17 protein-coding genes are annotated in these 21,685 nt (G+C 67.2%); 15 read left to right on the top strand and 2 right to left on the bottom strand.

The features are described from left to right. Window positions 1–20: 20 nt before the first annotated feature. Window positions 21–443 (top strand): nucleoside-diphosphate kinase, encoded by a 423-nt coding sequence (gene ndk / locus LDL28_RS13235; protein ID WP_233058980.1) that lies wholly within the window; start codon window positions 21–23, stop codon window positions 441–443. A 119-nt stretch (window positions 444–562) separates the two neighbouring features. On the opposite strand, the gene purN is transcribed toward ndk, so the two are convergent. Further along, a complete protein-coding gene (gene purN / locus LDL28_RS13240) occupies window positions 563–1,183 on the bottom strand; it encodes a phosphoribosylglycinamide formyltransferase (protein WP_233058981.1) in 621 nt (206 codons plus the stop codon). 10 nt (window positions 1,184–1,193) lie between these two features. After that, a complete protein-coding gene (gene purM / locus LDL28_RS13245; RefSeq protein ID WP_233058982.1) occupies window positions 1,194–2,294 on the bottom strand; it encodes a phosphoribosylformylglycinamidine cyclo-ligase in 1,101 nt (366 codons plus the stop codon). A gap of 134 nt (window positions 2,295–2,428) precedes the next feature. Here purM and LDL28_RS13250 point away from each other — a divergent pair, with 134 nt between their 5' ends. The 14 genes from LDL28_RS13250 (at window position 2,429) to LDL28_RS13315 (ending at window position 21,669) form a co-directional block, all read left to right on the top strand. Then, a complete protein-coding gene (locus LDL28_RS13250) occupies window positions 2,429–3,190 on the top strand; it encodes a chromosomal replication initiator DnaA (protein WP_233058983.1) in 762 nt (253 codons plus the stop codon). Window positions 3,191–3,290: 100 nt separating this feature from the next. Continuing rightward, a complete protein-coding gene (locus LDL28_RS13255) occupies window positions 3,291–5,558 on the top strand; it encodes an RNA degradosome polyphosphate kinase (protein ID WP_233058984.1) in 2,268 nt (755 codons plus the stop codon). A gap of 33 nt (window positions 5,559–5,591) precedes the next feature. Continuing rightward, window positions 5,592–7,088, top strand: a complete 1,497-nt coding sequence (locus LDL28_RS13260; RefSeq protein WP_233058985.1) for a Ppx/GppA family phosphatase — start codon at window positions 5,592–5,594, stop codon at window positions 7,086–7,088. Window positions 7,089–7,134: 46 nt separating this feature from the next. Continuing rightward, the gene (locus LDL28_RS13265; protein ID WP_233058986.1) at window positions 7,135–8,484 is read left to right on the top strand and encodes an amidohydrolase family protein; all 1,350 of its coding nucleotides are present in this window, start codon (window positions 7,135–7,137) and stop codon (window positions 8,482–8,484) included. A gap of 157 nt (window positions 8,485–8,641) precedes the next feature. After that, the gene (gene xdhA / locus LDL28_RS13270) at window positions 8,642–10,141 is read left to right on the top strand and encodes a xanthine dehydrogenase small subunit (protein WP_255663153.1); all 1,500 of its coding nucleotides are present in this window, start codon (window positions 8,642–8,644) and stop codon (window positions 10,139–10,141) included. Further along, window positions 10,134–12,503 carry a xanthine dehydrogenase molybdopterin binding subunit gene (xdhB, locus tag LDL28_RS13275; protein ID WP_233058987.1) on the top strand — a complete coding sequence of 790 codons (2,370 nt, stop codon included), beginning with the start codon at window positions 10,134–10,136 and terminating at the stop codon, window positions 12,501–12,503. The genes xdhA and xdhB overlap by 8 nt, the downstream gene beginning before the upstream one ends. A 4-nt stretch (window positions 12,504–12,507) precedes the next feature. After that, window positions 12,508–13,359, top strand: a complete 852-nt coding sequence (gene xdhC / locus LDL28_RS13280) for a xanthine dehydrogenase accessory protein XdhC (RefSeq protein WP_233058988.1) — start codon at window positions 12,508–12,510, stop codon at window positions 13,357–13,359. Next, on the top strand, window positions 13,359–14,315 hold the full coding sequence (locus tag LDL28_RS13285) for a LysR family transcriptional regulator (protein WP_233058989.1): 957 nt from the start codon (window positions 13,359–13,361) through the stop codon (window positions 14,313–14,315). The genes xdhC and LDL28_RS13285 overlap by 1 nt, the downstream gene beginning before the upstream one ends. 146 nt (window positions 14,316–14,461) lie before the next feature. Next, window positions 14,462–15,937, top strand: a complete 1,476-nt coding sequence (locus LDL28_RS13290) for a SidA/IucD/PvdA family monooxygenase (RefSeq protein WP_233058990.1) — start codon at window positions 14,462–14,464, stop codon at window positions 15,935–15,937. Window positions 15,938–15,979: 42 nt separating this feature from the next. Beyond that, window positions 15,980–16,216 carry a DUF4089 domain-containing protein gene (locus LDL28_RS13295; protein WP_233058991.1) on the top strand — a complete coding sequence of 79 codons (237 nt, stop codon included), beginning with the start codon at window positions 15,980–15,982 and terminating at the stop codon, window positions 16,214–16,216. Further along, the gene (locus LDL28_RS13300; RefSeq protein ID WP_233058992.1) at window positions 16,213–17,592 is read left to right on the top strand and encodes an AtzE family amidohydrolase; all 1,380 of its coding nucleotides are present in this window, start codon (window positions 16,213–16,215) and stop codon (window positions 17,590–17,592) included. The genes LDL28_RS13295 and LDL28_RS13300 overlap by 4 nt, the downstream gene beginning before the upstream one ends. Beyond that, window positions 17,586–19,178: a gamma-glutamyltransferase family protein gene (locus LDL28_RS13305; protein ID WP_233058993.1), complete on the top strand. Its 1,593-nt coding sequence runs from the start codon at window positions 17,586–17,588 to the stop codon at window positions 19,176–19,178. The genes LDL28_RS13300 and LDL28_RS13305 overlap by 7 nt, the downstream gene beginning before the upstream one ends. Further along, a complete protein-coding gene (locus LDL28_RS13310; RefSeq protein ID WP_233058994.1) occupies window positions 19,172–20,443 on the top strand; it encodes an allantoate amidohydrolase in 1,272 nt (423 codons plus the stop codon). The genes LDL28_RS13305 and LDL28_RS13310 overlap by 7 nt, the downstream gene beginning before the upstream one ends. Next, entirely contained in the window at window positions 20,440–21,669 is a 1,230-nt protein-coding gene (locus LDL28_RS13315) for an alanine--glyoxylate aminotransferase family protein (RefSeq protein ID WP_233058995.1), read from the top strand. Before LDL28_RS13310 ends, LDL28_RS13315 begins: the two co-directional genes overlap by 4 nt. The last annotated feature ends 16 nt before the right edge of the window (window positions 21,670–21,685 follow it).

Genomic DNA, 21,685 nt, shown 5'->3' on the forward strand with positions numbered 1-21,685 from the left:
TGTTTGAAAGGAGCTGTCCCATGGCAGTCGAACGTACCCTCTCCATCCTGAAGCCTGATGCGACCCGCCGTAACCTGACCGGCAAGATCAATGCCGTGTTCGAGGAACATGGCCTGCGCATCGTGGCGCAGAAGCGCATCCAGCTGACCCCGGCCACCGCCGGTGCGTTCTATGAAGTGCATAAGGAACGCCCGTTCTACAACGATCTGGTGTCCTTCATGATCTCCGGCCCGGTCGTGGTGCAGGTGCTCGAAGGCGAGAACGCCGTGACGAAGAACCGCGACGTGATGGGCGCCACCGACCCCAAGAAGGCCGAGGCCCACACCATCCGCGCGAAGTTCGCTGAAAGCATCGAGGCGAATTCCGTCCACGGTTCCGACAGCCTTGAGAATGCGAAGAATGAGATCGCGTTCTTCTTCGCCGGCACCGAAATCCTGCCCTGATCCGGGCGGACTGGATGCCGGGTGGGGTCTGTGGCCCCACCTCCGGACGAAAAGCTGGCTTCGTGCCAGCTTTTTTTTATGCCGCCAGTTTTATGCCGCGCGCGGTGGGAACACCCTTTTCACACGGACAGCAGGCAGGTGGTTTCACACAGTTCGCGGGGGGCGTCAGGCGCCAGCATGCGCAGCAGGGCGGCGGGGTAGAGCCTGTGTTCCTGCCGCAATACGCGCGCGGCCAGCATATCGGGCGTGTCACCCGCCAGCACGGGTACGGCCGCCTGTCCCAGTATCGGGCCTTCATCCATGCCCTCGGTGACGAGATGCACGGTGCAGCCATGGATGCGCACCTGGCTTTCCAGCGCGCGTTCATGGGTGTGCAGCCCCGCGAAGGCAGGCAGCAGGCTGGGATGGATATTGAGCATCCGCCCCGCCCATGCGGTGGTCAGGAACGGCGTGAGCAGGCGCATGTAGCCCGCAAGGCAGACATATTCCACACCCGCCGCGCGTAGGGCCGCGTCCAGCGCGCGCTCATGGGCTTCGCGGTCCTTGCGGTAGGGGCGGTGGTCGATGGCGCGTGCCTCCAGCCCCGCCGCGCGCGCGACCTCCAGCCCCGGCGCATCGGGGTTGTTGCTCAGCACAAGGGCAATACGGGCCGGATAGTCGGGCCGCGCGCACGACTCGATCAGGGCGCGCATGTTGCTGCCACGCCCGCTGATCAGGATCGCGATCGGTTTCTTTTCCATCGGGGCCGTATCAGTCACGCAGCGCGGGCAGGCCGTCAAAGGCCAGCGTGGCCGGGCTGTCCGGGGTTTCGGCCTGCGTGATCGCGCCGATGACAAAGGCCTGCTGCCCGCGGGCGGCAAGATGGGCAAGTGCCGCCGCGCTGTCGCGCACGACCAGAACCATGCCGATGCCGCAGTTGAAGACGCGCAGCATTTCCTCGGTCGTGACATTGCCCATGCTGGCCAGCCACTGGAACACGGGCGGGATGGGCCAGCTTGCCCCATCGACCACGGCGCGCACGCCCTGTGGCAGCACGCGCGGCAGGTTGCCCGGCAGGCCGCCGCCGGTAATGTGCGCCGCCCCCATGAGCAGCCCGGCCCGGTGCAGGTCCAGAACGGGGTGAACGTAGAGTGTCGTGGGCGTCATCAGCGCCTCGCCCAGCGTCTGGCCATCGGCGAATGGGCAGGGGGCGTCCCATGCCAGCCCGCTGCGCGTGACAATGTTGCGCACAAGCGAGAAACCGTTGGAATGGACCCCGGCCGAAGGCAGGCCGATCAGCGTATCACCGGGCTGGATGGCGCCGGGCAGCAGCGCCGTGCGTTCGGCCGCCCCCACAGAGAAACCGGCCAGATCATAATGGCCGGGTGCGTACATGCCCGGCATTTCCGCCGTTTCGCCGCCCACCAGCGCGCAGCCGGATCCGGCGCAGCCTTTCGCGATGCCGCGCACCACCTTGGCCGCGTCCTCGATGGAAAGCTTGCCCGTGGCGAAATAGTCCAGGAAGAACAGCGGGGTCGCCCCCTGCACCACCAGGTCGTTCACGCACATGGCGACAAGGTCGATGCCCACCGTCTCGTGCAGCCCGCTTTCAATGGCGATCATGAGCTTGGTGCCCACCCCATCGGTGCAGGAGACCAGGATGGGGTCGCTGAACCCGGCGGCCCTGAGGTCGAACAGCGCCCCGAACCCGCCAAGCCCGCCCATGGTGCCGGGGCGGTCCGTCGCCTTCGCCGCGGGCTTGATGACCTCGACAAGCGCGTCACCCGCGGCAATGTCCACCCCGGCATCGCGGTAGGTGGCGCTTGGCGCGGTATCGGAGGGAGCGGTGGGCGGGCGTGGGGCGGACGTCATGCGGCGGGCCTTTGTGTAATCAAACTATCACTTTCCCGGACTCCCGCGGGCAGGCTATGAAAACCACAGCACGGAACCGGGATCGAACGGACTTCCGGCTTTCTTTACGTCAAGGCGGGGCAACGCACAAAGCGGTGGTTGAGCGCACGAAGCTTAAAATGGATGAAAACGCGGTTGCCGGCGCGATCGGGCAACTGGTGTTGCCGTTTGCCCACACGCCACGGTTCGCCGCCAGCGACTTCGTTTTTTCAGCCGCCAACGCGGCGGCGCGTAGCTGGCTGCTCGGCCCCACCCCATGGCCCGAGCGCAGGCTGGCGCTATGGGGGGCCGCGGGCACCGGCAAGACCCACCTGCTGGAAATATGGGCGGCCCGGCACGAGGCGCTGCTGCTGCACGGCAGCCGCCTGTCGCATGCCCATGTCGCGGCCCTGTTCACCGCGGGTGCCGGGGGCAGGCCCGTCATGGCGCTGGCGCTTGACGGGGCGGATGGCTGTGGCGATGAGCGTGCGCTCCTGCATCTGCTCAACACCGCGCGCGAACAGGGGATCGCCCTGCTTCTGGGGGGGCGCGAACCCCCGGCGCGCTGGCCCGTGGCGCTGCCTGACCTGGCCAGCCGGCTGCGGGCGACCATGGCGGTGGCCATACGCCAGCCGGGTGACGGGCTGTTGCGCGTGCTGCTGCTGCGGCTGCTGGCCGAGCGGCAGATCGTCGTGTCCCAGCCGGTGGTGGAGTGGCTGCTGCGCCGCCTGCCGCGCACCGCGCTGGCCATGCAGGAAGCCGCGCGCAGGCTGGACCATGCCGCCATGGCGGCGGGTGCGCCCGTTACGCGCGCCCTCGCCACGCAGGCGCTGGCGGACATGCTCCTGTCGGTGGACAGCATGGAGCCCGAAACATGAACGGCCGCTGAACCACGCCTGCCTTCGGCGGCTCTGGCCAAGGGGTCCACCGCTGGCCTAGAGTCGCACCCAACCAAAGAAGACCACCCCGAACGGGAGAATGAATCCATTGGCCAGAACGCCACGCCCCCCCACCGCCGCAGCACGAGCGCCGCGCCCCCGCAAGCGTGCCGCAACAGGGCGGCAGGTTGCGTTGCGCGAACCGGCCGAGCCGTTGCCCGACGCCACATCGCCCGCGCGGTTCATCAACCGCGAACTGTCATGGCTCGATTTCAACCAGCGCGTGGTGGATGAGGCCGACAACCCCCGCAACCCCCTGCTGGAACGGGTGCGTTTCCTGTCGATCAGCGCCAGCAACCTTGATGAATTCTATTCCGTGCGCATCGCGGGGCTGGTGGGGCAGGTGCGCGAGGGGCTGGTCAAGACCTCGCCCGACGGGCTGACCCCCCAGCAGCAGCTTGCCGCCGTGCGTGAGCGCACGGGGCGGCTGTTGCAGGAACAGCAGCGCATCTGGCGCGATCTCCAGCGCGAACTCGAGGCCGCGGGCATCGTGGTGTGCGATGAGGTCTCCTTCACCCCCGAGGAACAGGCCTGGCTGGAAAACTGCTTCATGGAGCGCGTGTTTCCCGTTCTGACGCCGCTGGCCATCGATCCCGCGCATCCGCTGCCGTTCATTCCCAACATGGGCATCGCGCAGGCGCTGCGGCTCATGAACGCCACAAGCGGGCAGTTCGTGATGGAGGCCCTGATCCTGCTGCCCGCGCGGATCGAACGCTTCATCCGGCTGCCCGCCGCCCTGTCCCCACCGGGGGTGACGCGCTTCATCCTGCTCGAGCGGCTGATTGTCATGTGCATTGACCGGCTGTTCCCCGGCCTTGTGGCGGGGGAATGGGGGGTGATGCGCGTGGTGCGCGATACGGATGTGGAATTCGAGGATGAGGCCGAGGACCTGGTCCGCTCCTACGAATCGGCCCTCAAGCGCCGCAGGCGCGGCGTGGTGATCCATCTCGACATCGAATCCCGCATGCCCGAGGATCTGGCCCGCTCCATGGCGGATGACCTGGCCCCGCCACCCGATGAGGTTTTTGTCCAGTCCGGGCTGATCGGGGTGGTCGATCTCAAGCAGCTTATCGTCGATGACCGGCCCGACCTGCTGTTCCCCGCCTATACCCCGCGCTTTCCCGAACGGATCGTCGATTGCGGGGGGGACTGCTTCGCCGCCATCCGCGCGCGCGACATGATCGTCCACCACCCGTTTGAAAGCTTTGACGTGGTGGTGCAGTTCCTGCGGCAGGCGGCACTTGACCCCGCCGTGGTGGCGATCAAGCAGACGCTGTACCGCACATCGCGCGACAGCCCCATCGTCAAGGCGCTGATCGAGGCGGCCGAGGCGGGCAAGGCCGTGACCGCCATGGTCGAGCTGCGCGCCCGCTTTGACGAGGAGGCGAACATCCGCCTGGCCCGCGTGCTCGAAGCGGCCGGGGTGCAGGTGGTCTTCGGTTTTTCCGACCTCAAGACCCATGCCAAGCTCAGCCTCGTGGTGCGGCGTGAAGGGACGACCCTGCGTTCCTACGCCCATTTTGGCACGGGCAACTACCACCCCATTACGGCGCGGATCTATACGGATCTATCGTTTTTCACCTGCAACCCGGAACTGGCGCGCGATTCGGCGCGGCTGTTCAATTACATGACCGGCTACGCCATGCCCGCCCGAATGGAGGCGATCGCGTTTTCGCCCGTCACCATCCGCCGCACGCTGGAAGACCTGATCGCGGGCGAGATCGCGCACGCGCAGGCGGGCCGGCCGGGGCAGATATGGCTCAAGATGAACTCGCTGGTCGATCCCGACCTGATCGACCGGCTTTACGCCGCGTCGTGCGCGGGGGTGCGGGTGACGGCGGTGGTGCGCGGCATCTGCTGCCTGCGGCCCGGTGTTCCGGGCCTGTCGGAGAACATCAAGGTCAAGTCGATTGTCGGGCGCTTTCTGGAACACGCCCGTATCTATGCCTTTGGCGACGGGCACCGTCTTCCGTCCAAGCAGGCGAAACTGTACATCTCCTCGGCGGACTGGATGCAGCGCAACATGGACTGGCGGGTGGAAAGCATGGTGCCCATGCTCGACCCGCAGGTGCATGCCCGTGTGCTGGACCAGATCATGATGATTGACCTCAAGGACAACCTTCAGTCATGGATTCTACAACGTAACGGTGTCTGGCGGCGACTGGAGCCGGGGCGGAGGCCGTTTTCATCGCATGAATATTTCATGGAGCATCCGGGCTACCCGGGGCGTGGTGCGAGCGGGGGGGAAGCGCCCATACGGGTCAGTGCGTCCCAGCCCTGGCATGCGGAACCGATCATTGAGGACTGAGGATTACAGCATGGATGCGCGGGCGGGTAACATATGGGGCTGGATGTGACAGGTTCTGGCGGGTTCCGCCGCTCGGCGGTGATAGATTTAGGCTCCAATTCCGTCCGCCTTGTGGTGTTTGACGGCATTTCGCGTAATCCGATGCCCATCTTTAATGAAAAAGTGGTCCTGCGCCTTGGCCGCGGGCTGAACGCGACGGGCCACCTGAACGAGGAAGCCGTGCCGCTGGCCATGGAGGTCATGGCCCGCTTCAACGCCATCGCGCGCGGGATGGAGGCAAGCCCGTTCGAGGTGCTGGCCACCGCCGCCGTGCGCGACGCCACCAATGGCCCGGAATTCGTGGCGGGCCTGAAATCACGCCTGCCCGGCGTGCCGATCCGTATCCTGAGCGGGGAGGAGGAAGCGGATTATTCCGCCACCGGCGTGCTGTGCGGCATACCGGACGCCAACGGGCTGGTGGCGGATATCGGCGGTGGTTCGCTGGAACTGATCCGGCTGGAAAACGGACGCAAGCTCAACGCCTGCACCCTGCCGCTGGGGGTGATCCGGCTCAATGAGCGCGCGGGCGGCGATCTGGCCCGCGCGCGCGCGCTGACGGATGAGGACCTGGCCCGCGTGGGCTGGCTGGACGATGTGCGCGGGCAGGATCTCTATCTGGTGGGGGGCGCGTTCCGTGCGCTGGCGCGCATGCAGATCGTGCGCACGGGCTATCCGCTCAATATCGTGCATCTGTACCGGCTCAACCCCGATACCGCGCGCGAAATGGCGGACTGGATCGTGGGCGCGGGCAAGCGTTCGCTCGAGCGTCTGCCCGGCGTGCCGCGCAAGCGGCTGGAAGATGCGCCTTTCGCCGCCACCGTGCTGCGCCGGCTCATGCGGCGCACGCAGTCGGTGGGGCTGGTCTTCTGTGTCGATGGCCTGCGTGAGGGATGGTACATGCGCAACGTCGCCGCCAGCGTGGCGGGCAACGACGCGCAGGAAGCGGTCGCGCGTGAAATGTGCGGCATGCTGGGGCGCAGCATGACCCTGCCGGTGCGGCTGGCGGACTGGACGGCCCCCCTTTTCCCCGATGAGGGGCAGGTCGCCCGGCAGTTGCGCGCCGTGGCGTGCTGGCTGTCGGATGTCGGCGCGCATGACCACCCGGAATACCGGGCCGAACAGACCTACCTGCGTATCCTGCGCATGCAGGGGGTGGGCTTTACCCATCAGGCGCGGGCCTTCCTGTCGCTTACGCTTGCGGTGCGGTATGGGGCCGACCTGTCGGTGGCCTATCTCCAGCCCTCCCGGCAACTGCTCGATCAGGTACAGTTCGCGCGCGCCGTGGCGTTGGGGCAGGCCCTGCGGCTGGCCTATACCGTAAGCGGCGGGACCGAGGCGCTGCTGGATGGCACGCGGCTGGAATGTGAGGGCGGCACCGTCTCGCTTCATTTCGCGCCGGGGCGCGATGTCGTGCAGGGGGAAAGCGTGCGCCGCAGGCTGGAACGCCTGGGCGGCGCGCTGGGCATGGCCGTCAGGATCCGTGATCACTGAACGGACCGGGACTGGCGAAGCATAAATGGGCATACGGCATGGACATATGCGTGATCTGCTCCTGATCCGTGGCGGCACGGTCGTCACGGGGCAGGCCAGCCTGTGCGTGGATGTACTGTGTGGCGGGGTGGGAGAGATTCTGGCGGTCGGACCGGATCTTGAAACGCCCGTGGGCTGCACGGTCATCGATGCTGGCGGCCTGCTGGTCATGCCCGGCGGCGTGGACCCGCTGACCGGTATCGGGGCGGATGCGGCAGGCTTCACCCGCAGCGCCGAGGCGCTGGCGGGCGGCACGACCACCCTTCTCGATGTCATGCGGCCCGGGGGCGACCTGGCCACGGCGTGGCGCGACTGGTGGCACGCGGCCCGGCAGGCCCATACGGATGTGGGGCTGCACATGCTGCTGCCCGATGCCTCGGCGCCCGTCCTTCACGCCATGGGGGGGCTGGTGGCGCGGCATGGTGTCAATTCCTTTCGCCTGTCCATGGCGGCGGGACTGGAGGATGGCGCGATCCTGCGGATTGTCGGCCACGCCGCCGAACTGGGCGCCCTGTGCGTGATCGAGGCCCAGAACGCGCAGGCCATGGCGTGCCTGCGCGCGGAACTGGAGCAGGCCGGAATTACAGGGGGGGAAGCCTGCCTGTTCGCCGCCCCCCCACCCGTGGAGGCCGAAGCGACGAACCGCGCCATCATGCTGGCGGGATTGCGCGGCGCGCCGGTGCAGGTCGGCCCGGTTTCCACCAGCGGCGCGGTGGCCGCCCTTGCCGCCGCCCGCCTGCGCGGCCAGCGTGTGGACGGGCATGTGCTCGCCGCGCATCTGGTGCTGGATGAAGCCGTGTACGACCCCGATGGCGACGCCCATGACCCCTACATCACCGTGCCGCCATTTCGTGACGGCAGCCACCGCCATGCGCTGTGGGGGGCGCTGGTTTCGGGTAATCTGGGCATGGTCGCCAGCGGTTTTTCCCCCACCGGACAGGGGGCGGGACTGGCGGACGGGCTTGCGCAACGCATGCGCGTGGTCTGGCGGCACGGCGTGCAGTCGGGACTGCTGACGGCGGAGGAATTCGTTTATGTCACGGCGGAGGCCGCGGCCCGGGCCTTCAACATCTACCCGCGCAAGGGGGCGATCATGCCCGGCGCGGATGCGGATCTCGTCCTGTGGGATCCCGATGCGGTGGAAACCAGCCCGGCGGATGCGGGCGGCCTGTACGCGGGCGTTACGCTGGGGGGGCGGGCCGTGCAGGTCCTGCGCGGCGGCGTAACGGTGTGGAAAGACGGTGCGCTGTGCGCGGCGGGGGGGCATGGGGCCTATGTGCCGCGCCCGGCTTTCCGCCCTGCGCTGTCGGCGCGCATGCGGCACGCGGCGCGGCTTTCGGAACGTGTGGGGCGTTAATAACGTACCATTCCGGTTCTGATTTTGACTTCCGTTCATCCAAGGTGACAATGTAGGATTGCGTCCCATATACAGGGACAACACGATGGAATGGCTGTTCCGGCTGTCTGCCTTGAGGGGGGTGAGGCAGTCCGTAGCCACGATAGAGGGAACAGATTTGACGGGGATCAGAAACGACATCCGTTTCTATGTCGGAAACGAATGCCATACGCTGGCGCATATCGCGCCAACACGCACGCTGCTGGACTGGCTGCGTGAGGAACGCGGCCTGACCGGCACCAAGGAAGGCTGTAACGAAGGTGATTGCGGCGCCTGCACGGTGCTGGTGGTCCGGCTGGAGGGTGAGCGGCTGGTCTGGCGCGCGGTCAACGCCTGCATCCAGTTCGTTTCCATGCTCGATGGCGCGCAGGTCCTGACGATCGAGGACATGCGCGCCCCCGATGGCACGCTGCACCCGGTGCAGCAGGCCATGGTTGACCAGCATGGTTCGCAATGCGGCTTCTGCACGCCGGGCTTTGTCATGTCCATGGTCGCGGGCCGCAAGGCGGATGGGCTGGCGCAGGACGAACGCCATATTGACGACATGCTGGCGGGCAACCTGTGCCGCTGCACGGGGTACGCGCCGATCGTGCGCGCCATGCGGCAGGCCATGCAGGCCGGCCCCGACCATTTCGACGCCATGGCGCACGACATGGCCGAACGCCTGCGCCAGTTGCGTGACGGGGCCAGCGTGGAGATCAGCGGGCCCGCGGGCCGCCTGACAATCCCGGCCACGTCGGATGCGCTGGCCAGCACCCTCATGACGCATCCCGATGCCCGCATCGTGGCGGGGGCCACGGATGTCGGGCTGTGGGTGACCAAGGGATTGCGCGACCTGCCGCATCTCGTCCCGATCGGCCAGATCGCGGATCTGCGCCGCATCACGCGGGGCGCGGACGCACTGTATATCGGCGCGGCCGTGACATGGCAGGAAGCCCGGGCCGCATTGCGCGACATCCTGCCCCAGCCCGATGAGGAAGTGATCCGCCGCATCGGCTCGGTGCAGGTGCGCAACGCCGGAACCGTGTGTGGCAATATCGCCAACGGATCCCCCATTGGCGATGGGCCACCGCTGCTGATCGCGGCGGATGCGCGGCTGCACCTGCGCCGTGGCGACGTGCGGCGCACCATCGCGCTGGAAGATTTCTTTGTCGATTATGGCAGGCAGGACCGTGCGCCCGGTGAGTTCGTGGAAGGTATCAGCATTCCGCTGCCCGGGCCCGCGACCGTTATCCGTGCGTGGAAAATCTCCAAGCGGTTCGACCAGGATATTTCCGCCGTCCTGGGGGCGTTCTCGCTCACCCTCACGCCCGATGGCACCATTACCCGCGCGCGGGTGGCCTTTGGCGGCATGGCGGCGACGCCGCGCCGCGCGCCGCGCACCGAAGCCGCGCTGGAAGGCCATGAATGGAACGCGGCCACGCTGGAAGCCGCCCGGCAGGCGATAATGGAGGATTTCGCCCCCATTACCGACATGCGGGCAAGTGACTGGTACCGCCGTACCATCGCCGCCAATCTGCTGACCCGGCTTTATGCCGATTGCGGGCCGGAGGGCGCGCGCGCGCCGATCAGCGTGCATGCCGCCTGCACCGCCGCCGGAGAACACGCCCATGGCTGATGGAAACAGTTTCGCGTCCGCCACCGCCACGGCGGGGAACGGGATCGTCGCGGGCGGGGCCTCACGCAGCCTGCGCCATGAAAGTGCCGCCATGCACGTGCAGGGCAGCGCCAGCTATATTGATGACCTGCCCGAGCCGCGCGGCACGCTGCATCTGGTGCCGGGGCTGAGTGCGCGTGCCCATGCCCGCGTCCTGTCCATGGATCTGGAGGCGGTCAGGCGGGCCGAGGGCGTGGTCGGCGTCTATACGGCCGCCGATATTCCCGGTGAGAACCAGATCAGCCCGGTGGGCAAGGGCGATGAGCCGCTGCTGGCGTCCGATCTGGTCTCATTTTACGGCCAGCCGCTGTTTGTCGTCGCCGCCACCACGCGGGGCGCGGCGCGCCGGGCCGCGCGCCTGGCCCGGGTAGAGTACGAGGACCGGCCCGCCATACTGGACGTGGCGCAGGCGCGCGCGGCGGGCAGCCCCATGGTGTGGCGCCCGATGGAAATGAAGCGCGGCGATGCGGTGGGCGGCCTGGAACACGCCCCGCGCAGGCTTTCGGGCCGGATTACGGTTGGTGGGCAGGAGCATTTCTACCTTGAGGGGCAGGTCGCCTTCGCCCGACCGGGTGAGGAGGGGGAGGTGCATGTCATTTCCTCCACCCAGCACCCGACCGAGACCCAGCACATGATCGCGCATGTGCTGGACCGCCCGGCCAACCTCGTCACCACCGAGATCCGGCGCATGGGCGGCGGCTTTGGCGGCAAGGAAACGCAGGCCAATACCTGCGCCTGCCTTGCGGCGCTGGTGGCCGACCTGACCGGACGGCCCGCCAAGATGCGCCTTGACCGTGACGACGACATGACCATGACCGGCAAGCGGCATGATTTCGTGATCGATTACGATGTCGGCTTTACCGATGAAGGCCGGATCGTGGCGGTGGACATGGTGCTGGCCGCGCGCTGCGGCTGGTCGGCCGATCTGTCCGGCCCGGTTATCGACCGGGCGCTGTTCCATGCCGACAACGCCTATTTCTACCCCGATGTGCGTCTGCGCTCCGAACCGCTGCGCACCAATACGCAGTCCAATACCGCCTATCGCGGTTTTGGCGGGCCGCAGGGGGTTGTCGCGGCCGAGCGCGTGATCGAGGAAATCGCCTTCGCCACCGGCCTCGACCCGCTGGAGGTGCGCCTGCGCAACGTGTACGGCACGCATGACCGCAACGTCACGCCCTACAACATGGTGGTCGAGGACTCGATCAGCGCCGAACTGGTGCCCCAGTTGGCCCGGCGTTGCGATTACGCCCGGCGGCGCGACGCGGCCCGCGCGTTCAACGCTACCAGCCCGTACCTGCGCCGGGGCATTGCGCTGACCCCGGTCAAATTCGGCATCTCGTTTACCGCCACCCATTACAATCAGGCCGGTGCGCTGGTTCATGTCTATACCGATGGCTCGGTGCAGGTGAACCATGGCGGCACCGAAATGGGGCAGGGGCTGCATACCAAGATGGTGCAGGTGGCCATGCGCGAATTCGGGCTGGGCACCGATCAGGTGCGCATTACCGCCACCACGACCGGCAAGGTGCCCAATACATCGGCCACCGCCGCCTCCTCCGGGGCGGATCTGAATGGCATGGCGGTGCTGGATGCGGTGCGCCGTATCAAGCGCAGGCTGGTCGCCTTCGCCGCCGCGCACTGGAACGTGGGGGAAGACGCGGTGCGCTTCCTGCCCGATGGGGTGCATCTGGGGGAGAAGGTCATCCCCTTTTCGCACCTGACGCGGCAGGCCTATTTCGCGCGTGTGTCCATGTCGGCCAACGGGTTTTACAAGACCCCGAAAATCTCATGGAACGGGGAGACGGGGCAGGGCCGGCCTTTTTACTACTTCGCCTATGGCGCCGCGTGTTCGGAGGTGGTGATCGATCTGCTGACGGGCGAGACGAAGATCGACCGTGTCGACATCCTGCACGATGCGGGTGAATCCCTTAACCCCGCGCTGGATATCGGCCAGGTCGAAGGGGGCTTCGTGCAGGGCGCGGGATGGCTGACATGCGAGGAACTGGTGTGGGACAAGGCGGGCCGCCTGCGCACGCACGCGCCCAGCACCTATAAAATCCCCGCCTGTTCGGACCGGCCGCGCATCTTCAACGTGAACCTGCTGGAAAACGCGCCCAACCGTGAACAGACCATCTTCCGCTCCAAGGCCGTGGGGGAACCGCCTTTCGTGCATGGGGTCTCGGTCTTCATGGCCATATCGGATGCGCTGGCCAGTCTTGATGACTACCGCACCTGCCCCCGGCTCGATGCGCCCGCCACGCCGGAGATGATCCTGCGCACGGTGGAGCGCATGCGCCACGGCAACGCGCCGTCTTCCACCTGAGGCCATGAGCATGACATTGCGCGCGGATCTGGCGCGATGGCGGCACGAAGGCCAGCCCATCGCCCGGATCGCCGTATCCGCCGCGCGCGGCTCCACCCCGCGTGAGGCGGGCACGTTCATGCTGGTTACGCCCACTGGCCTGTCCGGCACGATCGGTGGGGGGGAACTGGAATGGAACGGCATTCACCGCGCCCGTGAACTGCTTGCCGGCGGCGGCGGGCCGGTTGATCTGCGCATCAGTCTGGGTGGTGATTCCGGGCAGTGCTGCGGTGGTGAGATCGTACTTACGCTGGACCTGCCCGACGCGGCGGAACTGGACCGGATCATGGCCGGGCTGAAACGCCAGCGGCTGGCGGAGCCGCTGCTGCTGCTGTTCGGCGCGGGGCATGTGGGCCGTGCGCTGGCGCATGTGCTCGCCCCCCTGCCGCTGCGGCTGGCGTGGTGCGATTCGCGGGCGGATGAATTCGGTCGCGTCATTCCCCCCGGCGTCACGGTGCATGATGATGGGAACTGGGAAGGGCTGGTGGCCAGCGCCCCGGCAGGATCGGGCGCGCTGGTCCTGACCCAGAGCCACGCACTTGACAGCCTGATTGTTGCGTCCATCCTCGAACGGGGTGATTTTGGTTATGTCGGGCTGATCGGCTCACGGACCAAGCGCCGCCGGTTCGAAGCGGGCTTCCGCCAGATCGGCCTGCCGGAAGAGCGTATCGCTACCATGATCTGCCCGATAGGGGACAGGGGAGTGCGCGACAAGCGTCCCGCCGTGATCGCGGCGCTGGTGGCGGCGGAAATTGTCACGCATTTCCTGCACCGGGGGCAGGCGGATGGTGATGTAGAGGGGGATGACAGGACCTGATGAGTGATCCGCTGGCCCGTACGCCGCGCATGATGCGCCTGCACGCGCGTGGTATTTCCTATTTCAATGCCGTGCGGGAATGCCGCTCCATCCGCGAGGCGGCGCGACGGCTCAATGTCACGCCATCCGCCCTGACGCGCCAGCTCGCGCAGATGGAAGCCGAAATCGGCGCACCCCTGTTCGATCGCCTGCCCGATGGCATGGTCCTGACGGAGGTGGGCACCATCATGGCCCGCCATATCGTGACCGTGATGCAGGACGCCGCGCGGACGGAGGAGCAGATCAACGCGCTTTCCGGCCGGCATGACGGGCGGCTGCGCATCATGGCGGTGGAGGGAATCGCGGGCCAGCTCCTGCCCGCCCTGCTGGGGCGGATCATCGCGGCCTTTCCCTCCGTCGAACTGCATGTCGAGGTGGGATCGCCCAAGACCATCGTCTCGGCCCTTCAGGACGGGCGGGTCGATCTGGGTATCGCGTTTTCGCTGGCGCTCTATCCCGAACTGCGGCGGGTCGCGGTGGCGCATTTTCCCGTGGGGGCCGTTGTGCGCGCCGATCACCCGCTGGCGCATCTGCGTACCGTCACCATTGAGGAATGCATCGCCTACCGGCTGATCCTGCCCACGCGCACCCTGTCGCTGTACCGGGTGATGGAACCCATGCTGCGCCCGTGGCAGGACCAGCTTAATGTGGTGCTGCATACCGGCTCCATCGAACTGACCAACCGCATGGTGCAGGCCGGGGTGGGGCTGGCGTTCCAGTCCCCGCTGGCGATAGACGTGCAGCCCGGTCAGGACGGACTGCGCCATGTGCCGCTGCGTGATACCCGCGCGGTGACGGATCTGGGGGCTTACGTGCGTGAATCGCGCTGGCTGCCGCCCCTGCTGGAAACCGTGATCGAGGAACTGCGCCTTGAACTGCGCCGCGTGCAGGGTGTGAGTGACGAGCGGGTTGTCTGATCCGCGTTGCGTTTTGGGCAACGGAACGGTCAAATCATTATACTAGACGAAACACCCCCCCGCCTGATTAGATTTGTACATCACGGTGCGGTTGGGGGAAAATCCGCGGGGCGTCGGGGGACGTCGTGCGGGACTGCATCAACAACATGAACATTAAAGACGGGGATCCGTATATGGACACCATTACGCAGGCGACAGCCGGTGGGCTTGCAGCACTGGATGCGGCAGTGCGCCGGGATCTGGACATTATCCGGTATCCCCGCAAGGAATGGACGCCGCACATGGAGCGCAACGGCCAGCGCGTGCTGGACGTGGCCATTATCGGCGCGGGGCAGGGTGGGCTCGCCACCGCGTTCGCGCTCAAGCGTACCAACGTGACCAATGTCCGGATCTTCGATCGCGCCGCCAAGGGGGGTGAGGGGCCGTGGATCACCTTCTCACGCATGATCACGCTGCGCACGCCCAAATACGTGACCGGCCCGGACCTGGGTGTGCCCTCGCTTACGCCGCGTTCGTGGTACGAAGCCCGTTACGGCGCCGAAGCGTGGGAAAAGCTGGACAAAATCCCGCGTGAGGAATGGCAGGACTACCTTGACTGGTACCGCGACATCCTCGACCTGCCCGTCGCCAACGACCACGATTTCACGGGTGTTACATGGGAAGACGGCCTGCTGCGCCTGAGCTTCCGCCGCCCGGACGGCTCGACCCATGTGCATTATGCCCGCAAGCTGGTGCTGGCCACCGGCATCGAAGGCTGCGGCACATGGTACGTGCCCGAATTCATTCGCGACAACCTGCCCCGCGCACGTTACGCCCATACTTCGGAAAACATTGATTTCGCGGCGCTGAAGGGCAAGCGGATCGGTGTGCTGGGGGCCGGTGCGTCGGCATTCGACAACGCGGCGACGGCGCTGGAAGCCGGTGCGGGCAGCGTGACGCTGTGCCTGCGCCGCAAGGAAATCCCGTCCATCAACCCGTATCGCTGGATGGAAAATACCGGGTTCCTCGCCTACTACCCCGCGCTGTCGGATGACCTGCGCTGGGGCTTCATGCGCCGGATTTTTGAACTGAACCAGCCGCCGCCGCAGGATACGTTCTGGCGTTGCCGCCGGCATGAGACCTTCTCCTTCCGCACCGGCTGCCCATGGACGGGCGTACGGATGGAAGGCGACGAGATCGTGGTCGATTCGCCCGATGGCGAGATGCGGTTCGATTTCGTGATCATCGGCACGGGCTTCGCGACGGACCTGTCGCTGCGTCCGGAAACGGCGTCCTTCGCCCCGTCCGTCGCCCTGTGGGGTGAGCGTTATACGGCGCCGGTGGATTGTGAAAGCGCCGTGCTGAAAACCTATCCCTACCTGGGGGATGCTTACCAGTTCCAGCCGCGCCATGCGGAGGATCCGCTGGCGCCGATGCTGGCCAACATCCACAACTTCACGTTCTCGGCCACGCCGAGCATGGGGCTGTCCGGCGCGTCCATCAGCGGCATGCGCTTTGGCGTGGAGCGTCTGGTGCGCGGGATCGGGCGTGACCTGTACGTGGCCGATGGCAAGCAGCACCTGGAAAGTCTGCTGGCCTATGACGTGCCGGAACTGGTCAGTCTCGACCCGCCTGTTGCATGATACGTCCCGGGTAGATTTATCCATTCGGGAGGAAATGAACAGATGAGCAGCGCAGAACGCGTTTCACCTCCCGCGCCGGGCGTTACCGGCGCGGGGGGGAGTGAGGACCGCAAGGTTCCCCCAGTAGCCGACATGGCGCGGATTATCGGTCTGTCCATTCCGGAGGCCTGCATGCCCGATGTCGTGGCGAATACGGCGCTACTGCACGGTTATGCCGACCTGCTGGCCGGGTTTGCGCTGCCCGATGACTGTGAACCAGCCTACGAGTACCAGCCATGAACGCGCCCGTAACCCCCATGGCGGGCGCGCTGGCGCTCGCGGCCGATATCCGCGCGCGCCGTCGCAGCGCCGTATCGGTCGTGACGGGCGCGATCGCGGATATCGAAGTCCGCGATACGCGCTTTAACAGTGTGACCCGCATCCTGGGCGCCGCCGCCGTGGCCCAGGCCGAGGAAGTGGACCGGGCCATCGCGGCGGGCCGGGATCCCGGCCCGCTGGCGGGCGTGCCCTTCGGGGTGAAGGACCTGTTTGACGTGCGGGGCGAGGTCACCACCGCGGGCTCCATCGTGCTGCGCGACAACCCGGCCGCGACACGGGACGCCACGGTCGTCGGCCGCCTGCGCGCGGCGGGCGCGGTGCCGCTCGCGACACTGAACATGGATGAATTCGCTTACGGTTTCTCCACCGAGAACACGCATAATGGCACGACCCGCAACCCGCACGATCCCGCCCGGCTGGCGGGCGGGTCATCGGGCGGATCGGCGGCTTCCGTCGCGGCGGGGATGCTGCCCTTCACGCTGGGGTCGGACACCAATGGCTCCATCCGCGTGCCGTCCTCGCTCTGCGGGGTGTGGGGGCTGAAGCCAACCTATGGGCAGATGCCATTGCAGGGGGTCTATCCGTTCGTGGCGAGCCTTGACGTGGTCGGTCCCATGGCCAGCACCGTCGAGGATCTGGAGGCGGTTTACACCATCATGGCGGGTGCGCCGCTGCCTGCGCCGCCCGCGGTGGGTGATGTGCGCGTGGCCCGTCTTGGCGGGTGGTTCGCCAGCAACATCTCCGCGGAACTGGCCAGCGGCCTTGATGCGGTCATGGCCCATCTGGGCCACGGCCAGACGATCGAACTGCCCGAGGTGGCCCGCGCGCGGGCCGCGGCCTTCCTGATCAGTGCGGCGGAAGGGGGCAACCTGCACCTGCCGCGCCTGCGGCGGCGCGCCATGCAGTATGATCCCGCGACACGGGGCCGTCTCATGGCGGGGGCCATGCTGCCCGCCGCCACCTTCGTGCAGGCGCACAGGTTCCGTCGCTGGTTCCGTGACCATGTGCACGCGGCACTGGCGCAGGCGGATGTGCTGATCGCCCCCACCACGGTGGGTGTGGCGCCACGTATTGACCAGCCGTCCATCATCGTGGATGGCAAGACCGTGTCGGCCCGGGCCAATCTGGGCATTTTCACCCAGCCGATCAGCCTGACGGGCCTGCCGGTGCTGGCCGCGCCGCTGGCGGGGGACGGCCTGCCGCTGGGCATCCAGCTTATCGGCGCGCCAGGGGGCGAAGCCAAGCTTTTCGCGGTGGCGCGTGAACTCCAGCGCGCCGGACTGGCGCGCTGCACCCCGCTGGCGGCGGGATACGCCGCGAAGGACAGCCCATGCTGAACACGCCGCGCTCATGCCGGGGGATGGTCACATCCCCCCACCATCTGGCCAGTCAGGCCGGGCTGGATGTGCTCAAGGCAGGGGGGACCGCGCTGGAAGCCGCCGTCGCCACGGCGGCGGCGCTGGCGGTGGTCTACCCCCACATGACGGGGATCGGGGGGGATGCGTTCTGGCTGACCATGTGGCCCGACGGGCGCGTCGAGACCATAGATGCCTGCGGGGCCGCGGCCCGCAAGGCCGATGCCGCGTTTTATCGCGCTGCCGGGCTGGACGCGATTCCGTGGCGCGGACCGCTGGCGGCCAATACGGTGGCGGGCACCGTCTCGGGCTGGGACATGGCGCTGTCATGGAGCCATGCGCTGGCCCCCGGCCTGCCGCTGGGCCGCGTGCTGCGCGATGCGCTGTACTATGCCGAACAGGGTGTGCCCGTAACCGCCAGCGCGGCTGAAATCACCCGCGAAAAGGCGGATGAGCTCAGCGATGTGCCGGGATTCAGGGATCTGTTCATGCCCGGCGGCCGCCTGCCGCGCGTGGGCGACATCCTGCATAACCCCCGTCTGGCCACCACGCTGCGGCGACTGGCGGATGAAGGGTTGTCCAGCTTCTATCATGGCGCGGTCGCGCGCGAACTGGCCGCCGACCTGCACGACCTTGGCAGCCCGCTTACGCTGGCGGACCTTCAGGCCCACAAGGCCAGCCACCAGCCCGCGCTGCATGCCCGGGTTCGCGGGGCCGACCTGTACAACATGGCCCCGCCCACGCAGGGTGTGGCGTCGCTGCTGATCCTGGCGCTGTTCGACCGGCTGAAGGCCGACCATGCGGATGATTTCGATTACCTGCACGGTCTGGTCGAGGCGACCAAGCAGGCGTTCCGCTATCGTGACACCCATGTGGGCGATCCTGCCTACATGACGGTGCAGGCGCAGGATATTCTGGATGATGGCAGGGCGCTCGACCGCATGGCCAGCGCCATCGACCCCCGAAAGGCCGCGCCATGGCCATGGCCATCGCAGGCGGGCGATACGGTCTGGCTTGGCGTGATCGATTCCGACGGGCTGGCCGTCAGCATGATCCAGAGCCTGTATTTCGAATATGGGTCCGGCATCGTCGGGCCGCGCACCGGCGTCGTGTGGCAGAACCGGGGCACCAGCTTCGGCCTCGACCCGCAGGGCTGGAACGGGCTGCGTCCCGGCCGCAAGCCGTTCCATACGCTCAACCCCGCCGGGGCCCGCTTCCATGATGGGCGGACCATGGTTTACGGCACCATGGGCGGCGAGGGCCAGCCGCAGACGCAGGCCGCCATCTTCAGCCGCTATGCCCGCTATGGCGTGCCGTTGCAGCAGGCGGTCACGGCACCCCGCTGGTTGCTGGGCCGTACATGGGGCGAGACGAGCGTGAGCCTGAAATATGAAGACCGCTTCGACCCGGCGGTGATAGAGCGCATGCGCGCGGCGGGGCACCAGATGGAACGTGTGGAACCATTTTCCTCCAAGATGGGGCATGCGGGGGCATTGGTCCGCCACGGCTCCGGCCTGCTGGAAGGGGCGAGCGACCCGCGCAGCGATGGATGCGTGGCCGCATGGTAGGGGAGACGGACAGCATGGACCGCCCATCGGGCCACCGGGCGGTGGCGCGCTGCGCCCTGCTGGGAAAAGCGCCGTATTCCGAGATGGAAGGCGGCCTGTTCCGCCCCTATCTCGGCCCGTCCTACCGCGCGACATGCGACCGGCTGGCCGCGTGGATGGCGGAAGCGGGCATGACCACGCGCATGGACGCGGCGGGCAACCTGATCGGCCGTTACGAGGGGACGACCCCCGATGCCCCGGTCCTGCTGATCGGCTCGCATATCGACAGCGTGCGCGATGGCGGTTTTTTTGATGGCATGCTTGGCGTCATCCTCGGGATCGAGGCGGTGGCCCATTTCGCGCGGGCGGGAAAGCGCTTTCCCTTCGCGCTGGAAGTCATCGGCTTCGGGGATGAGGAGGGATCACGTTTTCCCTCCGGCATGCTGACCTCGCACGCCGTGGCCGGTGTGCTGGAAACCCCGGACCCGGCCATGAGCGACTGGGCGGGCACGGCGACACTTGCCACCGCCTTGCAGGAATTCGGGCTGGATGTCGGGGGCATGCACCACGCATCGCGCCGGGGCGAGCGGATCCTCGCCTATGTCGAGGCGCATATAGAACAGGGCCCGGTGCTGGAGGCGGAAGGCCGCGCGCTTGGCGTGGTCAGCGCCATAGCCGCGCAGCACCGCTACCGCGTGACCCTGCGCGGCATGGCGGGGCATGCGGGCACGGTGGCCATGCCGCTGCGTCGTGACGCGCTGGCGGCGGCGGCGGAGGTGATCCTGGCGGCCGAGCGCATAGCCCGCGCGGGCACCGACGGGCTGGTGGCGACGGTAGGCTCGCTGCACGTCACGCCCGGCGCCGCGAACGTGGTGCCGGGCGAGGTGGTGTTCACCCTTGATGTCCGCGCCGGAACCAACGCGGTGCGCGACCGGGCGGCGCAGGATATCCTTGCGGTCATCGGGCAGGTGGCCCGGCAGCGCGACATGGAGCTGGACATGGTGCTCCAGCAGGATCTTGACGCCACACCCTGCGACCCGGTGCTGACCGGGCTTATGGAACAGGCGGTGGATGACGTGACCGGCGCGCCCGCGCGCCTGCTGGTCAGCGGTGCGGGGCATGACGCGATGATCATGGCGCATCTGGCCCCGGTTTCCATGCTGTTCATCCGCTGCGCGGGGGGGATCAGCCATAACCCCGCCGAATCCGTGACGGATGCGGATACGGACCAGGCCCTGCGCGCCATGACGACCTTTATCGGACTTTTTGAGAGACGTTTCGGATGACCCAGACATTTTTTGGCCAGATCAACCCTCCTGCCCGGCTGCTGATGGGGCCGGGACCGGTCAACGCGCACCCGCGCGTGCTGCGGGCCATGGCGGCCGACATGCTGGGCCAGTTCGACCCGGAAATGACCGGGTACATGAACCAGACGATGGATCTCTACCGCCAGGTCTTCATGACCGATAACCGCTGGACCTTCCTGGTGGACGGCACGGCGCGCGCCGGGATCGAGGCGGCTCTTGTCTCGCTGGTCGAGCCGGGGATGAAGCTGCTGATCGTGCGCGCGGGTCGCTTCGGGCTGCTGCTGTCCGAAATCGCGGCACGGATCGGCGCGGAAATCGTGACCGTGGATATTCCGTGGGGTGAGGTCGCGACACTGGAGCAGATCGAGGAGGCGATCGTGACCCATCGCCCCCGTGTGCTGGCCTGCATCCATGGCGATACCTCCACCACCATGGCGCAGCCGCTTGATGGCGTGGGCGCGCTGTGCCGCAAATACGATGTGCTGTCCTATGTCGATGCGACGGCCACGCTGGGCGGCATGGCGGTGGCGACCGACCGCTGGGGCGTGGACGTGGTCAGCGGTGGCCTGCAGAAGTGCATGGGCGGCCCGCCGGGTTCCGCGCCCATCACCATTTCCGACCGCGCGGCGGAACACATCATGGCGCGCCGCCATGTGGAAGCCGGTATTCGTGGCAGCGATACGACCGATGGCGTGCGGGCACGCATCCCGTCGAACTATTTCGATCTGGCCATGATCATGGATTACTGGTCCGAAAAGCGCCTGAACCACCATACCGAGGCCACCAGCATGCTGTACGCCGCGCGTGAGGCCGCGCGCGTGATGGTGGAAGAAGGGCTGGAAGCCCGCTTCGCCCGGCATGCCAGCGCGTCCCGCGCCATGTGCGCGGGGCTGCGCGCCATGGGGCTGGAACTGTTTGGCAGCGATAAATACCGCATGACCAACGTGACCGGCGTGTACATTCCCGACGGCGTCGATGGCGAACGCGTGCGCCAGCGGATGCGTGAGGATTTTGAAATCGAGATCGGCAGCGCCTTTGGCCCGTTGCAGGGCCGGATCTGGCGCATCGGCGCGATGGGATACAATGCCGAGAAGCACAAGGTGCTGCTCACGCTGGGGGCGCTGGAAACGGTGCTGCGGCACGAAGGCCACGGCTTTGCCGCCGGTAGCGGCGTGGACGCCGCCCTTGCCGCCTATAACGCATAAGAACGGGAGATCAGCC

The sequence above is a fragment of the Komagataeibacter sp. FNDCR2 genome, from assembly GCF_021295395.1.
Classification (GTDB): domain Bacteria; phylum Pseudomonadota; class Alphaproteobacteria; order Acetobacterales; family Acetobacteraceae; genus Komagataeibacter.

Bases quoted from the DNA above. Each gene is read 5' to 3' on its own strand.
- purN (WP_233058981.1), bottom strand. From the start codon at position 1,183: ATGGAAAAGAAACCGATCGCGATCCTGATCAGCGGGCGTGGCAGCAAC.
- LDL28_RS13265 (WP_233058986.1), top strand. From the start codon at position 7,135: ATGCGTGATCTGCTCCTGATCCGTGGCGGCACGGTCGTCACGGGGCAG.
- LDL28_RS13255 (WP_233058984.1), top strand. From the start codon at position 3,291: ATGAATCCATTGGCCAGAACGCCACGCCCCCCCACCGCCGCAGCACGA.
- LDL28_RS13315 (WP_233058995.1), top strand. From the start codon at position 20,440: ATGACCCAGACATTTTTTGGCCAGATCAACCCTCCTGCCCGGCTGCTG.
- LDL28_RS13295 (WP_233058991.1), top strand. From the start codon at position 15,980: ATGAGCAGCGCAGAACGCGTTTCACCTCCCGCGCCGGGCGTTACCGGC.
- xdhB (WP_233058987.1), top strand. From the start codon at position 10,134: ATGGCTGATGGAAACAGTTTCGCGTCCGCCACCGCCACGGCGGGGAAC.
- LDL28_RS13290 (WP_233058990.1), top strand. From the start codon at position 14,462: ATGAACATTAAAGACGGGGATCCGTATATGGACACCATTACGCAGGCG.
- LDL28_RS13300 (WP_233058992.1), top strand. From the start codon at position 16,213: ATGAACGCGCCCGTAACCCCCATGGCGGGCGCGCTGGCGCTCGCGGCC.
- LDL28_RS13260 (WP_233058985.1), top strand. From the start codon at position 5,592: ATGGGGCTGGATGTGACAGGTTCTGGCGGGTTCCGCCGCTCGGCGGTG.
- LDL28_RS13285 (WP_233058989.1), top strand. From the start codon at position 13,359: ATGAGTGATCCGCTGGCCCGTACGCCGCGCATGATGCGCCTGCACGCG.
- purM (WP_233058982.1), bottom strand. From the start codon at position 2,294: ATGACGTCCGCCCCACGCCCGCCCACCGCTCCCTCCGATACCGCGCCA.
- xdhC (WP_233058988.1), top strand. From the start codon at position 12,508: ATGAGCATGACATTGCGCGCGGATCTGGCGCGATGGCGGCACGAAGGC.
- LDL28_RS13305 (WP_233058993.1), top strand. From the start codon at position 17,586: ATGCTGAACACGCCGCGCTCATGCCGGGGGATGGTCACATCCCCCCAC.
- ndk (WP_233058980.1), top strand. From the start codon at position 21: ATGGCAGTCGAACGTACCCTCTCCATCCTGAAGCCTGATGCGACCCGC.
- LDL28_RS13310 (WP_233058994.1), top strand. From the start codon at position 19,172: ATGGTAGGGGAGACGGACAGCATGGACCGCCCATCGGGCCACCGGGCG.